Annotated in this window: 11 protein-coding genes and 1 riboswitch; of the genes, 5 read left to right on the plus strand and 6 right to left on the minus strand. The window is 68.9% G+C overall.

The features are described from left to right. The first annotated feature begins 20 nt into the window (after nucleotides 1-20). The gene (locus AC1DYP_RS20025; protein ID WP_477047828.1) at nucleotides 21-2,450 is read left to right on the plus strand and encodes an EAL domain-containing protein; all 2,430 of its coding nucleotides are present in this window, start codon (nucleotides 21-23) and stop codon (nucleotides 2,448-2,450) included. Nucleotides 2,451-2,452: 2 nt separating this feature from the next. Here AC1DYP_RS20025 and AC1DYP_RS20030 read toward each other — a convergent pair whose 3' ends face one another. Next, nucleotides 2,453-3,997, minus strand: coding sequence for a helicase HerA-like C-terminal domain-containing protein (locus tag AC1DYP_RS20030; RefSeq protein ID WP_477047818.1), 1,545 nt, complete (start codon nucleotides 3,995-3,997; stop codon nucleotides 2,453-2,455). Between the two features lie 116 nt (nucleotides 3,998-4,113). Here AC1DYP_RS20030 and AC1DYP_RS20035 point away from each other — a divergent pair, with 116 nt between their 5' ends. The 4 genes from AC1DYP_RS20035 (at nucleotide 4,114) to AC1DYP_RS20050 (ending at nucleotide 13,062) form a co-directional block, all read left to right on the plus strand. Beyond that, nucleotides 4,114-5,259 (plus strand): AI-2E family transporter, encoded by a 1,146-nt coding sequence (locus tag AC1DYP_RS20035; RefSeq protein WP_477047819.1) that lies wholly within the window; start codon nucleotides 4,114-4,116, stop codon nucleotides 5,257-5,259. Nucleotides 5,260-5,528: 269 nt separating this feature from the next. Then, nucleotides 5,529-10,379 carry an NAD-glutamate dehydrogenase gene (locus AC1DYP_RS20040; RefSeq protein WP_477047820.1) on the plus strand — a complete coding sequence of 1,617 codons (4,851 nt, stop codon included), beginning with the start codon at nucleotides 5,529-5,531 and terminating at the stop codon, nucleotides 10,377-10,379. Between the two features lie 82 nt (nucleotides 10,380-10,461). After that, complete coding sequence (locus AC1DYP_RS20045; protein ID WP_477047821.1) at nucleotides 10,462-11,778, plus strand: MFS transporter; 1,317 nt, start codon at nucleotides 10,462-10,464, stop codon at nucleotides 11,776-11,778. A gap of 63 nt (nucleotides 11,779-11,841) precedes the next feature. Then, nucleotides 11,842-13,062: a DUF418 domain-containing protein gene (locus tag AC1DYP_RS20050; protein ID WP_477047822.1), complete on the plus strand. Its 1,221-nt coding sequence runs from the start codon at nucleotides 11,842-11,844 to the stop codon at nucleotides 13,060-13,062. Here AC1DYP_RS20050 and AC1DYP_RS20055 read toward each other — a convergent pair whose 3' ends face one another. The 5 genes from AC1DYP_RS20055 to purH form a co-directional block, all read right to left on the minus strand. Continuing rightward, nucleotides 13,063-13,407, minus strand: a complete 345-nt coding sequence (locus tag AC1DYP_RS20055; protein ID WP_477047823.1) for a hypothetical protein — start codon at nucleotides 13,405-13,407, stop codon at nucleotides 13,063-13,065. It abuts the gene before it with no gap. After that, entirely contained in the window at nucleotides 13,404-13,874 is a 471-nt protein-coding gene (locus tag AC1DYP_RS20060) for a hypothetical protein (protein ID WP_477036213.1), read from the minus strand. The genes AC1DYP_RS20055 and AC1DYP_RS20060 overlap by 4 nt, the downstream gene beginning before the upstream one ends. Before the next feature lie 87 nt (nucleotides 13,875-13,961). Next, on the minus strand, nucleotides 13,962-14,729 hold the full coding sequence (locus AC1DYP_RS20065) for a dienelactone hydrolase family protein (RefSeq protein WP_477047824.1): 768 nt from the start codon (nucleotides 14,727-14,729) through the stop codon (nucleotides 13,962-13,964). 11 nt (nucleotides 14,730-14,740) lie between these two features. Further along, complete coding sequence (locus AC1DYP_RS20070) at nucleotides 14,741-16,237, minus strand: phosphomannomutase/phosphoglucomutase (protein ID WP_477047825.1); 1,497 nt, start codon at nucleotides 16,235-16,237, stop codon at nucleotides 14,741-14,743. A 181-nt stretch (nucleotides 16,238-16,418) separates the two neighbouring features. Next, nucleotides 16,419-18,008: a bifunctional phosphoribosylaminoimidazolecarboxamide formyltransferase/IMP cyclohydrolase gene (gene purH / locus AC1DYP_RS20075; RefSeq protein WP_477047826.1), complete on the minus strand. Its 1,590-nt coding sequence runs from the start codon at nucleotides 18,006-18,008 to the stop codon at nucleotides 16,419-16,421. A 30-nt stretch (nucleotides 18,009-18,038) separates the two neighbouring features. Continuing rightward, nucleotides 18,039-18,118, minus strand: a riboswitch (ZMP/ZTP riboswitch). Nucleotides 18,119-18,539 lie beyond the last annotated feature (421 nt).

Genomic DNA, 18,539 nt, shown 5'->3' on the forward strand with positions numbered 1-18,539 from the left:
GTATTCATAGGACGAATTCCCTGGGGGACCTGCGCGTGCTGAAGGTTTTGACCTGCCTGACGACAGAGCATGACCTGCGTTTGGTCGTGGTCGCCGGACTGATCTGCTTCGCCGCGTGCTTCACGGCGTTCCGCCTCTATTCGCGCATGCGCGGGGCCAAGGGCGTTGTTCGCGCCGCGTGGCTGCTGCTGACGGGCCTGGTGTCCGGCTCGGGCGTGTGGGCCACCCACTTCATCGCCATGGTCGCCTACAGCCCCGGCCTGAAGACCGGCTACAGCCCCTCCGGCACCCTGCTGTCGCTGATGATCGCGGTGCTGTTCATGGCCGGCGGCTTCGCCGTGGCCTCGGCCCAGCGCACGCGCACCAACGATTTCGCGGGCGGCCTGATCCTCGGCATGGGCATCGCCGCCATGCACTATACCGGCATGTCCGCCTTCGTGACCCAGGGCTTCGTCCAGTGGGAGCAGGCGATGATCGCCCTGTCCGTGCTGGCCGGCGTCATCGGCGCGGCGGGCGCCCTTCAGTTCGCGGGGCGGGCTCGCACCATGCTCGCACAGGCGGGCGGCGGCGCCGTTCTCGCCGTCGGCGTCTGCGCGCTGCACTTCATCGGCATGGGCGCGATCACCATCGTCCCCGATCCGTCGATCAACGTGCCCGACCAGATGCTGTCGGGCGCGATCCTGACCCTGGCCGTGACCTCGATCACCGGCATGATCATCCTGGGCGGCCTGGGCGCGGTGGCGATCGAGTCCTCGACCAGCCGCTCGGCTCTGGACCGCATCCGCCGCCTGGCCAACGCCGCCTACGAAGGCATCGTCGTGGTCCAGGACGGCTGCATCAACGACGCCAACGCCGCGTTCTGCGAACTGGCCGGCGTCGAGCTGGACGGTCTGCTGCGGACGCCTCTGTCCAACCTGCTGACCTTCGACACCGACGCGCCCACCCGTGAAGGCGTGCGTCGCGAAGGCGTGCTGCAGCCCGCCGACGGCGCCCGCGCGATCCCGGTCGAGGTGTTCTCGCGCCTGATGGACGACGGCGCGCGGCAGGAGACCTCGGGCCTCACCGTGCTGGCCGTCCGCGACCTGCGCGAGCGCCGCTCGGCCGAGGAGAAGATCCGCTACCTGGCCGAACACGACGGCCTGACCGGCCTGCCCAACCGCAATTCGCTGCAGGCCAAGCTGGCCGCGGCCCTGGACCGCGTCGAGGCCTCTGGCGAGAGCCTGTCGCTGATCTGCATCGACCTGGACCACTTCAAGGAAGCCAACGACCTGCACGGTCACCTGGCGGGCGACGCCCTGCTGGTCGAGACCGCGCGTCGGTTGCAGGACAGCCTGACCGCGCCGTCGTTCGCCGCCCGTCTCGGCGGCGACGAGTTCATCGTCGTCCAGGTCGCGGCCGGCGACCAGCCCGCCGCCGCCGCCGAGCTGGCGGGCCGACTGCTGGAAACCCTGGCCGTCCCGGCGACCCACGAAGGCCAGGAACTGGCCATGGGCGCCAGCCTGGGCGTGTCGCTGTTCCCCGACGACGGCCGCACCGCCGAGGCCCTGCTGGCCAACGCCGACATGGCGCTCTACCGCGCCAAGGAAAGCGGTCGCGGCGCCTACCGCTTCTTCAAGCGCGAGATGGACGAGTCGATCCGCGAGCGCCGGACCATGGCCCGCGAACTGCGCCAGGCGATCGCCGACGAAGAGCTGATCGTCTACTACCAGCCGCTGGCCAAGGCGTCCGACGGCGAGGTCTGCGGCTTCGAGGCCCTGGTGCGCTGGAACCATCCGGTGCGCGGCATGGTCCCGCCGCTGGAATTCATTCCGGTCGCCGAGGAGAACGGCCTGATCGCCCAGCTGGGCGAATGGGTCCTGCGCCGGGCCTGCGCCGACGCCGTCACCTGGGAGCGTCCGCTGCGCATCGCGGTCAACCTGTCGCCGCTGCAGCTGAACCAGCCCAACCTGCCGACCCTGGTACACGAGGTGCTGGTGCAGACCGGCCTGTCGCCCAAGCGGCTGGAGCTGGAGATCACCGAAAGCGCCCTGTTCAAGGACTATCAGCGCGCGCTGGACAACCTGCGCCGGCTGAAGGCCCTGGGCGTTCGCATCGCCATGGACGATTTCGGCACCGGCTTCTCGTCGCTGTCGACCCTGCAGTCGTTCCCGTTCGACAAGATCAAGATCGACAAGAGCTTCGTGGAGAACATCCACCGCCACGACCGCGCGACGGTGATCGTCCGCGCCGTGCTGGGCCTGGGCCGCAGCCTGGAGATCCCGTGCGTGGCCGAGGGCGTCGAGACCCAGGAACAGATCGACTTCCTGCGCGGCGAGAACTGCGCCGAACTGCAGGGCTATGCGATCGGCCGACCGTCGCCCGTCGACGCGCTTGACGCCTGGACCCTGGCCAGCGCGACCTCGGCGTACAAGCCGGCCGCCAAGAAGCCGCGCCGCCGCAAGGCGGCCTAGCCCTACCGCCGCCGCGACATGCTGCCCATCAGGCCGCGCATGATCTCGCGGCCGGCCTGATTGGCGACGGTGCGGATCAGCGACACGGCGAACGCCTCGGCCATCGACTGGCGGTTGGACGCCCGCGCACGGGGCGCGGCGCGGGTTTCGCGGGCCTCTTCCCGGTCCCTGACCTTTTCCGCCGCGGCCCGCTGGCGTTCGGCCTCGGCCTGGGCGGCGGCCGTGTCCGCCTGCTGCTGGGCCTGGACGGCGCGGCCCTGCAGGGTCTCGTAGGCCGAGGCGCGATCCAGCGTGGTGTCGTAGAGGCCGGCGACCGGGCTCTTGGCGATCAGGGCGGCGCGTTCTTCCGGCGTCAGCGGACCCAGGCGCGAGGCCGGCGGACGGATCAGCGTCTTCTGGACGACGCAGGGCGCGCCCTTGACGTCCAGGGTCGAGATCAGCGCCTCGCCGACCCCCAGGGCCTGGATAGTCTCGGCGGTGTCGAAGGCCGGGTTCTCCCGGAACGACTGGGCGGCGGCCTTCAGGCCCTTCTGGTCGGCCGGGGTGTAGGCGCGCAGCGCGTGCTGCACCCGCGCGCCCAGCTGGCCCAGCACGGCGTCGGGAATATCGGCCGGGTTCTGGGTGACGAAATAGATGCCCACGCCCTTGGAGCGGATCAGCCGCACGACCTGCTCGATCTTTTCCAAGAGCGGCTTGGGCGCGTCGTTGAACAGCAGGTGGGCCTCGTCGAAGAAGAACACCAGCTTGGGCTGGTCGGGATCGCCCACCTCGGGCAGCTCCTCGAACAGCTCCGACAGCAGCCACAGCAGGAAGGTCGAATAGAGCTTGGGCGACTGGATCAGCTTGTCGGCCGCCAGCAGGTTGACGTAGCCGCGACCGGCGACGTCGGTGCGCATGATGTCGGCCAGCTTCAGGGCCGGCTCGCCGAAGAAGTTCTCGGCCCCCTGGCTCTGCAGGGTCAGCAGCTTGCGCTGGATCGCGCCCACCGTGGCCGGCGAGACGTTGCCGTATTGCGTCCCGATCTCGGCGGCATGGTCGGCGACGTATTTCAGGGCCGCCTGCAGGTCCTTCAGGTCCAGCAGCAGCAGGCCGTCCTGGTCGGCGACGTGGAAAACCACGGTCAGCACGCCTTCCTGGACGTCGTTGAGCTCGAGCAGCCGCGACAGCAGCACAGGACCCATCTCGGAGATGGTGGTGCGGATCGGGTGGCCCTTCTGGCCGAACAGGTCCCAGAACACCACCGGCGGGGCGGCCGGGGTCAGGGTCAGGCCCATGGAGGCGGCGCGCTCCTGCATCTTGGCGTTGGGCGCACCCAGCGCGGCGATGCCCGACAGGTCGCCCTTCACGTCGGCGGCGAACACCGGGACGCCGGCGTCCGAGAAGGCCTGGGCCATGACCTGCAAGGTGACGGTCTTGCCGGTCCCGGTCGCGCCCGCCACCACGCCGTGGCGATTGGAGCGGTCCAGGCGCTGGGTCACCGGCCCGTCGGCCGGTCCTCCCTGGCTGAGCCCGATGAGGATTTCGCCTTCGCCGATCGCCAGGGTCATACGCAACGTCCTTCACATTGAGGGCTTAAGCCTAGCCTCGGCCTTGCGCCGCGCCAATCGCCTCGCGCAATGTGGCGTCAGTCTTATTACAGACGCTCGAGAAAGAGATTCCGCCGATGTCCATTTCCCCCTCGATCACCGGTCGCAACGCCCTGGTGTTCCTGGCGGTCGTCGCCGGCGCCGCGGCCCTGTACTGGATGCGCGGCATTCTCACGCCTCTGGCCATGGCGGTCTTCCTGGCCGTGATGATCGACAGCTTCGCCCGCGTGCTGCTTGAGCGTGTGCCGAGATTCCCGAAACGCCTGGCGTTGCCCGCCGCCATCCTCCTGTCGATAGCTCTGTTCGGATTGGCGGTCTGGGTCGTCACGTCGAACGGCGCCAGCTTCGTGGTTCAGATGCGGGAATACGCCCCGCGCCTGAACGAGGTGATCGCCAAGGTCGCCTCGCTGGTCGGGATCAAGGTGGCGCCAACGATCGGTGACTTGATCAATCAGCTCAATCCCAGCAAGTACGCCGGCGCGGCGGCCCAGAGTCTGCAGAACTTCGCGTCGAACGCTGTCTTGGTCCTTATTTATCTCGGGTTCATCATCGCCTCACGCCGCGGCTTCAGCCGCAAGATTGTGTCGCTGTTCCCGCAGCACGCCGAACGCGACGGGGCGATGCAGCTGTTCCAGCGCATCCGCAACGGCGTCGAGCAGTATCTGTGGATCCAGACCGTCACCGGCCTGATCATCGCCGTCGCCGCATGGGTGGTGATGATGCTGGTGGGATTGGACAACGCGGCGTTCTGGGCCTTCCTGATCTTCGTAGCCGCCTACATCCCGATCCTGGGCGGGGCGGTCGGCTGCTTCCTGCCGCCGCTCTTCGCCCTGGTGCAGTTTCCGCACACCCTGTGGCCCGCCTTGATCCTCTTCGGCGCGCTGCAGGGAATCTTTTTCATCGTCGGCAACGTGATCCTGCCGCGCATGCAGGGCGACACCCTGAACATGGACCCCACCGTCGTGCTGCTGTCCCTGGCCGTCTGGGGCGCCCTGTGGGGCGTCACCGGCATGTTCCTGTCCACGCCGCTGACCGTGGCGGCGATGCTGATCCTGGCCCAGTTCGACGGCACGCGCTGGATCGCCATCCTGCTGTCGGAAGACGGCGACCCCAGCGGCGCGGGCCTGGATCGCAAGCCGCCTGGCGCCCCCGTCAAGGCTCCGCAGGACAAAAAGGCGGGATCCACGCCGTCTTCGCAACAGAAGTCGGCCAAGGGGACTTAAATTCCCAAATGGCCTTCCTATCTAGATCCTGTCGGCAGCCCCCCATGCCGACCCCGCGCGACGCAGACCGATTTTCTGGAGCGTCCGACGCGGAATCGCCCGTCGCCCCCCGGCGGGCCCGCGCCGCCGGTTCCCCCCAACCGGCGGCGCTTCCGTGTCCGGCGACCGGTGGGATCTTCTTGGTAAGATATTCTGCGCTTTTCCCTGGCTACGGTTGAAACCGAGCCTGAAAAGGCTAGGTTGTCGCCAAAAATTCGCGAGGAAATCCCATGGTCGGTGCAAAACTTGACCCCAAGGCGACTGCCGCTCAACCGGACGGTTTGATTTCGACCTTCGGCGCGGCCCTGGGGCAGGGGGCGCTGACCGCGTCACAAGCCCAGTTCGCCGCCCAGGTCCAGGAAGACTGGTCGGCCGAGGAGCTGCCGGGCTTCGCTTCCGACGACATCGCCCACGCCCTGGTCGACTTCTGGCGTTTCGGCGAAGGCGCTTCCGACCCTCTTTCCATACGTGTCCGTTCGGCCGTCCGCGCCGACGGGACCGACCTGAAGAGCGACTTGCTGGAGATCGTCCAGCCTGACCGCCCGTTCCTGGTCGACAGCATCATGGGCGCCATCGCCGAGCAGGGCTTTTCGGTGCGGGCCATGTTCCACCCGGTGATCGACACGCCGACGGGTCGCCGCTCGATGATCCAGGTCTATCTGGCTCCCGTAGGCGAGGACCGCGAGGCCGCCCTGATCAGCGCCGTGCGCGACGCCCTGGCCGACGTCCAGGTCGCGGTCGACGACTTCGACGCCATGAAGGCCCTGATCCATCGCACCATCGAGGAGCTGCGCGCCTCTAAGGCCCCCATCCCCCAGGGCGAGCGCGACGAAGGCCTGGCCTTCCTCGACTGGCTGGAAGGCGACCGCTTCGTGTTCCTGGGCGCTCGGGTCTACGAATATCCCCGCACCCCGGACGGCGGCTACGCGGCCGAGGAGCCGCTGTACCAGCCCGAGGGCAGCCTGGGCGTGTTGCGCGACCAGACCCTGACCGTGCTGCGCCGGGGCAGCGAACCGGCGATCCTGTCACCCCAGGTCCGCGACCACCTGCTGCTGGGGGCGCCCCTGGTGGTGGCCAAGTCGAACCTGCGGTCCAAGGTCCATCGCCGCGGCTACATGGATTATGTCGGGGTGCGCCGGTACGGGACCGACGGCAAGCCGTCCGGCGAGGTCCGGTTCGTGGGCCTGTTCACCGCCGAGGCCTATGAGACGCCCGCCCACGAAGTGCCGGTGATCCGGCGCAAGGTCGAGCACGTGCTCAGCCAGGCCGGCAAGGATCCCGAGGGCCACAGCGGCAAGCGGCTGCGCAACATCCTGGAGACCTGGCCGCGCGACGAGCTGTTCCAGATCTCGGAAGACGAACTGCTGTCGATGGCCATGGGGGTGCTGCACCTCTACGATCGGCCGCGCGTGCGGCTCTTCGCCCGCAAGGACCCGTTCGACCGCTTCATCTCGGTGCTGATGTTCGTGCCGCGCGAGCGCTACGACAGCGGCGTGCGCGAGCGGGCCGGCAAGATCCTGGCCGACGCCTATGAAGGCCGGGTCAGCGCCTACTATCCCAGCTTTTCCGACGCGCCCCTGGCCCGCGTGCACTACGTGCTGGGCGTGACGCCCGGCAAGCACGGCGATCCGGACCTGGAGGCGCTGGAAGCCGCCGTCGCCGAGACCGCCCGCACCTGGGAGGACCGCTTCGAGGCCGCCATCCGCGACGGCGGCGCGCCCGGCCGGGTGGCCCAGACCCTGGCCCGGTGGCAGGGCGCCTTCCCGCCCGGCTATCGCGACCAGTACGACGCCGCCGAGGCCCTGGCCGATCTGGCCGTGGTCGACGACCTGAGCGCGGACGAGCAGGTGCGGGTCCGCGCCTTCCGCCACGCCGACGACGACAAGCTGACCTTCCGCTTCAAGCTCTATCGCCCCGGCGCCGCCGCGCCCCTGGCCGACGTGCTGCCGATCCTCGAGCACATGGGGCTGAAGGCCCTGATCGAGGACGGCTTCAAGCTGACGCCGGCCGACGGGTCGCACCCCAAGGTCTGGGTCCACGAATTCACCTTGCGCGACGAACGCGGCGAGCACCTGTCGTTCGCCGACATCAAGGCCGCCTTCGAAGCCGCCTTCGTCGCCATCTGGACCGGCCGCGCCGAAAGCGACGGCTTCAATCGCTTGGTGCTCGAGCTCGGCGTCGGCTGGCGCGAGGCCGCCCTGGTCCGCGCCCTGGCCCGCTATCGCCAGCAGACCGGCCTGGATCCCAGCCAGGGCGTTCAGGAGCAGGCGCTGTCGGACAATCCCGGCGTCACCCGCCTGATCCTCGACCTGTTCCGCATCAAGTTCGATCCGGCGGTGCACGCCGACCTGACCGCGCGTCGGGAGCAGGCCAAGGCCGTCGAAGCCAGCATCAACGAGGCCCTGCAGGCGGTCGAGAGCCTGGACGCCGACCGTGTCCTGCGCCGCATCGCCGCCCTGATCGGGGCCATCCAGCGGACCAACTTCTTCCAGGTCGGTCCCGACGGCGAGCCCAAGCCCTACATCAGCTACAAGATCGCCTCGCGCGAGCTGGAGGACCTGCCGGCCCCCAAGCCCTATCGCGAGATTTACGTCTCGGCCCCGCACGTCGAGGGCGTGCACCTGCGCTTCGGCCCGGTGGCCCGGGGCGGGCTGCGCTGGAGCGACCGCCGCGACGACTTCCGCACCGAGGTGCTGGGCCTGGTGAAAGCCCAGCAGGTCAAGAACGCGGTGATCGTGCCGGTCGGCTCCAAGGGCGGCTTCTATCCGAAGAATCTGCCGCGCGGCGGCGACCGCGACGCCATCCAGGCCGAGGCGATCCGCGCCTACAAGACCTTCTTGTCGGGCCTGCTGGACATCACCGACAACATCGACGCCGACAACAGGATCGTCCCGCCGGCCGGGGTCATCGTCCATGACGGCGAGGACCCCTATCTGGTGGTCGCCGCCGACAAGGGCACGGCCACCTTCTCGGACATCGCCAACGGCGTGGCCGAGGACTACGGCTTCTGGCTGGGCGACGCCTTCGCGTCGGGCGGGTCCGTCGGCTACGACCACAAGGTCATGGGCATCACCGCCCGCGGGGCCTGGGAAGCGGTCAAGCGCCACTTCCGCGAGCTGGGCAAGGATATCCAGACCGAGCCCTTCACCGTGGTCGGCGTCGGCGACATGAGCGGCGACGTGTTCGGCAACGGCATGCTGCTGTCCAAGCAGACCAGGCTGCTGGCCGCCTTCGACCATCGCCACATCTTCCTGGACCCCGATCCGGATGCCGCGACCTCGTGGGCCGAGCGCGACCGGATGTTCAAGCTGCCGCGCTCGTCCTGGGACGACTACGACAAGAGCCTGATCTCCAAAGGCGGCGGGGTGTTCGCCCGGTCGCTGAAGACCATCCCGCTGTCGCCGGAAGTCCGGGCTTTGTTCGAGATCAAGGCCGAGACGGTGACCCCGGCCGAGCTTCTGACCGCGATTCTCAAGTCGAAGGCCGAGCTGCTCTATCTCGGCGGCATCGGCACCTATGTGAAGGCCAAGGGCGAGAGCCAAGCCGAGGCAGGCGACAAGGCCAACGACGCCATCCGCGTCAACGGCGCCGACCTGCGGGTCAAGGTGGTGGGCGAGGGCGCGAACCTGGGCCTGACCCAGGCGGGCCGCATCGAGTTCGCGCAAATGGGCGCGGGCGGGGCGGGCGGCCACATCAACACCGACGCCATCGACAACTCGGCCGGGGTCGACAGCTCCGACCACGAGGTCAACATCAAGATCCTGACCGGGATCCTGGAGCGCGGCGGCAAGCTCACCCGCGACAGCCGCAACGAACTTCTGCCGACCATGACCGACGACGTGGCCAGCCACGTCCTGGCCGACAACTACGACCAGACCCTGGCCCTGTCGCTGATGGAGAGCGACGCGGTGTCGGAGGTCGAGTCCCACGCCCAGTTCATGGCGGCGTTGGAAGCCAAGGGACGGCTGGACCGCAAGGTCGAGGGCCTGCCAGAAGCCGCCGCCCTGGCCGACCGCGCCCAGGCCGGCAAAGGCCTGACCCGACCGGAACTGGCCGTGTTGCTGGCCTACGGCAAGATCGACCTGTTCGACGACATCGTCGCCTCGCAGGCGCCGGACGATCCGTGGTTCGAGGCGACGCTGAAGGGCTACTTCCCGCCGGCCCTCGGCAAATACGCCGACGCCATGCAGCAGCACCGGCTGAGGCGCGAGATCATCGCCACGGTGCTCGACAACCAGATGATCAACATGTGCGGCCCGACCTTCCCGAGCCGCTTGCGGGCCGCCGCCGGTTGCGACACCACGGCCCTGGTCATCGCCTTCGCCGCCGCCCGCGAGATCCTGGGCGTCGACGCCCTGTGGGACCAGGTTTCGGCCTTGGACGGCAAGGCTTCGGCCGGCGGCCAGCTGGCGCTGTACAAGGCCCTGGCCTACGCCCTCCGCAGCCTGACCTTCTGGCTGGCCCGCCGGGCGTTCAAGGACAAGTCGACCGTCGGGCAGTTGGTCGAGGCCTATGGGCCTTCGGTCAAGGCGCTGTCGGCCCTGGGGACCGCGATCCTCTCGCCGTTCGAGCAGAAGGTCGCGGCCAAGCGCGCCAAGGCCTATGTCGCCGACGGCGCGCCCGAGGCCCTGGCCCTGGCCGTGGCGGCCCTGCAGCCGGTGACCACGGCGGCCGACCTGGTCGACCTGGGCAACGCCTCCAGCTGGTCGGTCGAGAACGTGGCTCGTCTCTATCACCAGGTGGGCGCGGCCTTCGGCTTCGACCGGCTGCGCTCGGCGGCTGGTTCGTTCGTCGGCGGCGACGCCTTCGAGCGCCTGGCCGTCCGCCGTCTGATCGAGGACATGCTCAGCGAGCAGACCGCGATCACCCAGACGGTGCTGAAGTTCGCCGCCAACGCCCAGGCCGGCGACGACGAGGCCTCGGCCAAGGCGGCGGTCAATTCGTGGGCCGCCCTGCGCACCGACGGCGTCCGCGCCGCCAAGCGCACGGTCGAGGACATCGAACAGGCCGGCGGCGGCTGGACCTTCGCCAAGCTGACCATCGCCAACGCGGCTCTGCGGGGCCTGGCGAGCGCCGCCTAGACCCTAATCGGGGACACGCACATGTGCGTGTCCCCAGCCGGAGAAGCTTCGCGTATAAGCGACGCTTCACTTGGGGGCGCTTATGGACAAGGGTGATCGGCAGCGGGCCGCGTGGGCGCTCTACGAGTGGGCGCAGCAGCCCTATTGGGCGTTGATCGCCACCTTCATCTTCACCCCCTATTTCGCGGCCGGCTTCGTCGGCGACGCGGCGAGGGGACAGACCCTGCTGGGCTATGCCGGCGCGGTCTCGGGCCTGCTGATCGCGGTTTTCAGCCCGCTGGTCGGGGCCAGCGTCGACGCGCGGCGCAATCCCCGCATCTGGCTGGTCGGCCTGGCCGTGCCGTTCGTCCTGGCCAGCGGGGCCCTCTGGCTGGCCGCTCCGGGCGACGCCAGCCGCATCCTGCCGATCCTGATCTGCCTGGTGGTGGCCGGGGTTTCGGCCGAGCTCAGCGGGTCGGTGATGAACGCCCTGCTGCCCCTGGTGGCCAAGCCGGGCCAGGTCGGTCGTCTGTCCGGTTCGGCCTGGGCCCTGGCCTATGTCGGGGCCCTGATCAGCCTGTTCGTCGTGCTGCTGTGCTTCTCGCTGCCCGACGTTCCGATGCTGGGCCTGTCGAAGGCCCAGCATGAGCCGGACCGCATCGTCGGACCGCTGGTGGCCGTGTGGTTCCTGGTCTTCTCCTGGCCGCTGATGGTGATGGCGCCCCAGCCGCCCAAGATCGCCGGCCAGAAGCCGCTGGCCGAGCTGTGGAGCACCATCCGTTCACTGCGGCGCAAGCCGTGGATGCTGCGGTTCCTGATCGGTCGGATGCTGCTGGGCGACGGCATTTCCAGCTTCATCGCCTTCGGCGGCGTGTTGGCCGCGGGCCTGTTCGGCTGGACCACGACCCAGCTTGGCCTCTACGCCATCGCCTTGTCGGTCGCCGCAGGGATCGGCACCTTCATCGGCGGCCGGGTGGACCAGAAGTTGGGCTCCAAGGCCACGGTGCTGATCGCCGCCGGGGTGGTGCTGTTCGGCGCGTTCGGCGTCGGGCTGGTGGGCCGCGACAGTCTGGCCTTCGTGATCAAAGTCGCTCCGCCGGTCGCCGGCGGGCCCCTGTTCGCCAGCCTGCCCGAGCGGGTGTTCCTGGGCTTCGCCCTGTTCGTGGGCCTGACCTTCGGACCCGCCCAGGCGTCGTTGCGCGCCTGGATGGCCGAGCTGGCTCCTGCCGGCGAGAGCGGGCGGTGGTTCGGGCTGTACGCCCTGTCGGGCAAGGCCACGGCCTTCATGGCGCCGCTGGTCATCGCGGTCGGCACCCGGCTGGTCGGCGACCAGCGCATCGCCGTCGCGGTCTCGGCCCTGTTCCTGGCCACCGGCGCCGTCATCCTGGCCCGCGTGCCGCGCCAGGGGCCGGACGCCTAACCCAGGGTTGTCGAGCGGGCCAAGTCGGTACAGGATCGCCGCCGATTGGTGTCGGGGGCGTACATGGTCAAGGATCGTATTGTTCTGCTGGACTCGCTGCGGGGTCTGGCGGTGCTGGGCATCCTGCTGTGCAACATCCCGATCGCGGCCCAGCCGCACTCGGTGGCCACTAGCCTGACCCTGTGGCCGTTGGGCATGGCGCCCGCTTCGGTGGCCGTCTGGTGGGTCACCCAGGTGTTCTTCCAGCAGAAGTTCTATTCGATGTTCGCCATGCTGTTCGGCGCCTCGATCCTGTTGGTCGGCGGCGAAGGCGGGGACAACGAGAAGCGGAGGATCCTGATCCTGCGCCTGGTCAGCCTGCTGGCGATCGGCCTGTTCCATGGCCTGGTCATCTGGCAGGGCGATGTGCTCAACGACTATGCGCTGGTTGGTCTGCTGGCGATGTGGGCCCGCTCGTGGCCGGCCAAGCGCCTGCTGCAGGCGGGGATCGGCCTGCACCTGGGGCTTTCCGCCTGGGGCGCCTGGAAGCTGCTCAGTCACGCGGCCCAGGGCGGGGGCGATCCTCCGCCGGCGGAGATGGCCAAGTTCCTGGCGGGGGTCCAGGCCGACAGCGTCCAGTACGCCGGGAGCTTCACCCAGTCCTTCGCCCAGAACGCCAAGGACTACTGGGCCTTCGTGTTCGACGCCTTCACCCAGTGGCCCCAGACGTGGCCGTTGCTGGTGCTGTCGCTGATGCTGATCGGCATGGGCCTGTACAAGCTTGGCGTTCTGAGCGGCAAGGCCTCGACCGGGGTGTATCAGGGCTTGATCGGCGCGGGCCTGGGCGTTCTGGCGATCGTCGGCCTGGCCGAGACGGCCTACATGATGCTGCCCAGCCACCCCTGGGCGCCGCGCGCCTTGGCCCGCTGGCTGCAGAGCGCCACCGCCCCCGTCGCTAGCCTGGGCTATGTGGGCCTGATGGTGATGGCGGCGCGGGCCAGGGTCTGGAAGGCAATCCCGTTAGTCCTGGCCCCGGTGGGGCAGATGGCCTTCACCAACTACCTGACCCAGTCGATCCTGATGACGACGCTGCTGTACGGCGGCCGGGGTCCAGGGCTGTTCGGCAAGGTGGACCGGCCGTTCCTGGCGGCCGCCGTGGTGGTGATATGGCTGCTGCAGATCCTGTGGTCGCGCTGGTGGATGGCGCGCTTCACGATGGGCCCGCTGGAGTGGCTGTGGCGGTTGGCCTATCGCGGGCCGATGCCTCTGCGCCGCGCGCCCGAGACGTCGCCGGCCGCCGCCTGATCAACTGGGCGGCCTGGAGTTCAGGAAGGTGTCGAGCGCCGTGTTGATCACGGTCACGGTCACCGCGTCGCGCAGGCGCTGGGCTTCGGCCTGGCTGATCCCGGCGGCGGTGTAGCCGGCGATCTCGGTGAGGTCGGTCTCGCCCTGCACCAGGTTCTTGAACTCGGCCTCGCTGAGCTGTCCGGCGGCCAGCTGGCCCGTCCAGAGCTGCAGGTTGGCCCGCGCCTTGTCGAGCGCGGCCTGGGCCATGGCCTTCACCTCGGCGGAATAGCCTTCGAAGCTGTCCTTGCCGAGCACCGTGAGATTGGCCCGCGCGGCGGCCAGGAAATCGTCGAACTGGCTCATGCGCCGCCCTCCACCATCGCGCCACAGGAGGTGGCCCGTCCCTTGTTGGCCTCCAGGCAGAGGATGTAGTCGAAGGCCCGGCCGATCTGGACCTTCTTCTGGTCGCGGAAGGCTGGGCTCAGCGTTCCCTGGCTCTGCCACAGCGCAATGGTCCCGCCGTAGAGCGCGCGGCTCGGATCGCGCAGCACCGACCATTGCCGGGCCGAGAAGGTGTTCAGCGGGTCGGCGGCGGCCGCGCTGGCCGCGGCGTCGATCCGGGCCGTCAGGGCGGAGACCTCGGCGGCATGAGCGGCATAGGGATCGCCGGACACGTCCAGCAGCGACAGGGTCTGGGCCTTGAGGCTGGCCGCGTTGACCTGGGCGGCGGGATTGGGCGGCGGGGCCACGGGCGCGCAGGCGACGGGCGCCAGGGCCGGCAGCAAAAGGGTCAGGACGAGCGCGGCTCGCGCTATCGGCGCCAGCGTCATGGAAGGCCTCCCGGTGGATGGGAAGAGCCTGACATACAATCGGGTGAGCCACAATCTTGGCGGGAATAATACGCGCTTTGGATGAGCTCAGAGTGATCGCGCGACGCCCAGGGCCTTGGCGAAATAGGTCTGGGTCTGGCTGAAGAGGTCGGGACGATACTTGGCGCGCGGGTCGTTGGCGCGATCGTCGTCGAAGGCGTGGGTGGCGTCCGGATAGAAGGCCGTGTCCACCGCCAGGCCGTCGCGCCTCAACCGGTCCAGCGCGTTGCGCGGATATTTCCAGCCGACCACCTGGTCCTTGCCGCCGACGACCGAGAACACCTTGGGTCCCGCCCATCCCTGGACGCCCCAACCCCGGCTGGAGGTCAGGGACGGATAGGCCGCGTACGGATAGACCAGCAGGGCGCCCTTGACGCGGGTGCGCAGTTTCAGCGGGTCGGCGTCGGTGATCCCGGTGGCGCGGGCGGCGTTCACGCCGATCGCGTAGCCGTCCATGATCGACCAGCCGCCATGGCTCCAGCCGGCCAGGAACACGCGCTGGGAGTCCGCCCAGGGCTGGCTTTCCAGCCAGGACAGCATGGCGAAGATGTCGCCCGAGCGCTTGAGGCCCTGCAGCGTCATGCCGGTGCAGACGAACAGCTTGCCGTCCATCGTCGACATGCCGCGCGGCTTGAAGCTGTCGACCACCACGGCCGCCCAACCCGCCTGGACGGCCACCTGGGCGTAGGTCTCCAGGAAGGGCGTCTTGCCGCCGCAGCCGTGCAGGATCAGCGCCACGGGGAAGGGGCCGGGACCCGAAGGCTTGAAGACCTTCGAGGCGTTGGCGACCTTGGCTCCCCAGTCGGCGCTGAGCATGGTTCTCGGCCTCAGATTTCCTGGTTGTACTTGCCGACCCGGTCGCCCAGGCGCGGCTTCACTTCCTGGCGGAACAGGGCGCGCATGTCGTCGGCCGATTGGGTGCTTTCGACCACCACGACGATCTCGGGCTTGTTGGACGAGGCGCGGACCAGCACCCACGAGCCGTCCTCCAGGTGCACCCGCACGCCGTTGACGGTGATCACCTCGGTGATCTTGCGGCCCAGGATCGAACCGCCGGCGGCGAACAGGTCCTGGTATTCCTTCACCACGTCGTCGACGACGCCGTACTTCACTTCGTCGCCGCAGTGCGGGCTCATGGTCAGCGAGGTGAAGGCCACGGGCAGGGCCTTGCGCATGTCCGACAGCTTCACGCCCGGATTGCGGTCCAGCATGGCCAGGATGGCGGCCGCCGCGGTCAGGCCGCAGTCATAGCCGTAGCCCAGGTCGCCGTTCATGAAGAAGTGGCCGCTCTTCTCGAAGCCGGCCAGGGCGCCCAGCTCGGCGCTCTTGCGCTTGATGTAGCTGTGGCCGGTCTTCCAGTAGATCACCTTGCAGCCGTGGGCGGCCAGGATCGGGTCGGTGGCGTAGAGGCCGGTCGACTTGACGTCGACCACGAAGGTCGCGCCGGGGTTCAGCGGGGCCAGGTCGCGGGCCAGCATCAGGCCGATCTTGTCGGCGAAGATCTCCTCGCCCTCGTCGTCGACCACGCCGCAGCGGTCGCCGTCGCCGTCGAAGCCGAAGGCGAGGTCCGCGCCGTGCTCACGGACGGCCGCGGCCATCGAGTGCAGCATCTCCACGTCTTCCGGGTTCGGATTGTACTTGGGGAAGGTGTAGTCGAGCTCGACATCCATCCCGACCACATCATTGACGCCCATGCGCTGCAGGGCGTCGACGGCGAAGGCGCCGGCCGTGCCGTTGCCGCAAGCCGCGATCACCTTGAGGGGGCGGGTGATCTGGGCGCGCTTGGCGACGTCGGCGATGAAGCGTTCAGCCTCCCCCTCGACCCGGATCAGCTTGCCGCCGTCGCGTTCGACGAACTCGCCGCCCAGCACGATGGCCTTCAGGCGGCCCATCTCGTCGGGACCGAAGGTCAGGGGCTTCTGGGCGCCCATCTTCACGCCGGTCCAGCCGTTCTCGTTGTGGCTGGCGGTGACCATGGCCACGCAGGGGATGTCCAGGTCGAACTGGGCGAAATAGGCGGTGGGCGACAGGGCCAGGCCGATGTCGTGCACCTCGCAGCCGGCGCTGATCAGGCCCAGGATCAGGGCGTTCTTGATCGAGCTGGAATAGGAGCGGAAGTCGTGGCCGACCACGATCTTCGACAGCCCCAGTTCCTGGATGTAGGTGCCCAGGCCCAGGCCCAGGGCCTGGACGCCCAGCAGGTTGATGTCGGGCCCGAACAGCCAGCGCGCGTCGTATTCCCGGAAGCCCGTGGCCTTGACCAAGGGTTCGTTTTCATAGGCGGCGGTATTGGGAACGAGATCGGCGCGGGGCTTGGAGAACATCTGAACTCGCTTCAAGGATTTGCGCGCCAGCACTAGCTAACGGAGCCTGCGTCGGCTAGCGCATTCGTATGACACCGTCATATGCGCCGGTGGATCGACACGAATTGGGCAGGCCATGCCCATCACGGCCTCGCCGTGATGGGTCGCAAGATCTTGGGCGACGGGCCGGCCTTGCGGGCAATTAATGTCGGAACACCCGCACGCCGGTGAAGGCCATCGCCAGGCCCAGCTTGTCGGCCGCCTCGATCACCTCGGGGTCGCGCATCGAGCCGCCCGGCTGGATGATCGCTGTCGCCCCGGCTTCCGCGGCCTGGATCAGGCCGTCGGCGAACGGGAAGAAGGCTTCCGAGGCGCAGGCGCAGCCCTTGAGGTCCAGGCCGAAATCGGCGGCGCGAAGCGCGGCGATCCGGGCCGAGTCCTTGCGGTTCATCTGGCCGGCCCCGACGCCCAGGGTCTGGCCGGCGCGGGCGTAGACGATGGCGTTGGACTTGACGTGCTTGCCGACGGTGAAGGCGAACAGCATGTCGCGCACTTCCTCGTCCGTGGGCTGACGTTTGGTGACGATCTTCAGGTCCGAGGCCTTGATGCGGGCGTCGTCGCGGGACTGCACCAGGAAGCCGCCGGCCACCGATTTGAAGGTGTCGCCGGTCGACAGGGCGTCGGGCAGGCCGCCGGTCACCAGCAGGCGCAGGTTCTTCTTGGCGGCGAACACCGCGATGGCGTCGTCGTCGGCTTCCGGGGCGATCACCACCTCGGTGAAGATCTCGACCATCTGCAGCGCCGCCTCGCGGGTCAGGCGGGTGTTGACCGCGACGATGCCGCCAAACGCGCTGGTCGGGTCGCAGGCCAGGGCGCGCTCATAGGCTTCGCGTTGCGAGCCGCCCACGGCCACGCCGCAGGGATTGGCGTGCTTGATGATCGCCACGGCCGGACCGGCCGAAGGATCGAACTCGGCGATCAGCTCGAAGGCCGCGTCGGTGTCGTTGATGTTGTTGTAGCTGAGTTCCTTGCCCTGCAGTTGGGTGGCGGTGGCCACGCCGGTGCGCGGGTTCGGGAAGGCGTAGAAGGCCGCCTTCTGGTGCGGGTTCTCGCCGTAGCGCATCACTTGACGCAGTTCGCCGGCGATGGCCTTGCGGGCCGGGAAGTCCTGGCCCAGCTGGGCGGCGAACCAGGTCGAGATCGCCGCGTCATAGGCCGCCGTGCGGGCATAGGCGCGGGCCGCCAGGGTCTGGCGCAGGGCCAGGGTCGTGCCGCCGGCCTTCAGGGCTTCCAGCACCTCGGCCAGGTCCGACGGATCGGTGCAGACGGCGACATAGCCGTGGTTCTTGGCCGCCGAGCGGATCATGGCCGGGCCGCCGATGTCGATGTTCTCGACGCACTCGGCGTAGGATCCGCCCTTCGCGACCGTGGCCTCGAACGGGTAGAGGTTCACGTACAGGATATCGATGGCGCCGATGCCGTGGTCGGCCATGGCCTTGGCGTGCTCGGGCGCGTCGCGAACGCCCAGCAGGCCGCCGTGCACGATCGGGTGCAGGGTCTTGACCCGGCCGTCCATCATCTCGGGGAACTGGGTCAGGTCCGAGACGTCCTTGACCGGGATGCCGGCCGCCGCGATCGCCGCCTTGGTGCCGCCGGTCGAGACCAGCTCGACCCCGGCCGCGTGCAGGATCTGGGCGGCCTCGACCAGGCCGGTCTTGTCGGAGACCGACAGCAGGGCGCGCTTGGGGGCGACGAGGTCGGGGGCGGACGGATAGTCGGGGGCGRCGGGCACGGCGGACTCCAGGTCTGGTGGAAGACGGTTTCGAGGAGCCCAGGCGCGCGGCGATGTGGTCCGCGCTCCCCGATGGTTCCCCATCACTAGCGCCAGTTACGCGAACGGCGCGGAAAATACGGGGGCGGGGGGAGGAGTCAATTGCGGTCGTCGGTGCGGTGAGTACTTGCCCCCTACGGACCGCTTCGCGGTCGTCTTCCCCCATAGGGGGAAGAGGGGAGCCGCGTTTGCGTCCTCCGCCCCCTGTGGGGGCGGACAGACCGCGAAGCGGTCAGGTGGGGGCAAGTGCTAGCGGGCACGGCGTCTCAAGCTCACGCGGTCTCCCGCTGAGTTGGTGGAAAGGGACGCGGAGCGCCGGACGACGTCCGGAGATCTTTGAATGAATACCGTTTCGACGAAGCCGACCGCTCCGCGCCATCGTTATCCGCCAGCATCCGGTGGGCAGCCCTGTTGAGGCTTAGCCGGACCCGGTCCCGGTCGTTTCCAACCAGTCCCAGCCGCCGAGGGCGCGGGCCAATGGGCAATACACGC

The organism is Caulobacter sp. P1_D6, assembly GCF_056406095.1.

What these genes read in the sequence shown, in the direction of transcription:
- AC1DYP_RS20065 (WP_477047824.1), bottom strand. Translation starts at nt 14,729, where the DNA reads ATGCTCAGCGCCGACTGGGGAGCCAAGGTCGCCAACGCCTCGAAGGTC.
- AC1DYP_RS20035 (WP_477047819.1), top strand. Translation starts at nt 4,114, where the DNA reads ATGTCCATTTCCCCCTCGATCACCGGTCGCAACGCCCTGGTGTTCCTG.
- AC1DYP_RS20070 (WP_477047825.1), bottom strand. Translation starts at nt 16,237, where the DNA reads ATGTTCTCCAAGCCCCGCGCCGATCTCGTTCCCAATACCGCCGCCTAT.
- AC1DYP_RS20045 (WP_477047821.1), top strand. Translation starts at nt 10,462, where the DNA reads ATGGACAAGGGTGATCGGCAGCGGGCCGCGTGGGCGCTCTACGAGTGG.
- AC1DYP_RS20055 (WP_477047823.1), bottom strand. Translation starts at nt 13,407, where the DNA reads ATGAGCCAGTTCGACGATTTCCTGGCCGCCGCGCGGGCCAATCTCACG.
- AC1DYP_RS20030 (WP_477047818.1), bottom strand. Translation starts at nt 3,997, where the DNA reads ATGACCCTGGCGATCGGCGAAGGCGAAATCCTCATCGGGCTCAGCCAG.
- AC1DYP_RS20040 (WP_477047820.1), top strand. Translation starts at nt 5,529, where the DNA reads ATGGTCGGTGCAAAACTTGACCCCAAGGCGACTGCCGCTCAACCGGAC.
- AC1DYP_RS20050 (WP_477047822.1), top strand. Translation starts at nt 11,842, where the DNA reads ATGGTCAAGGATCGTATTGTTCTGCTGGACTCGCTGCGGGGTCTGGCG.
- AC1DYP_RS20060 (WP_477036213.1), bottom strand. Translation starts at nt 13,874, where the DNA reads ATGACGCTGGCGCCGATAGCGCGAGCCGCGCTCGTCCTGACCCTTTTG.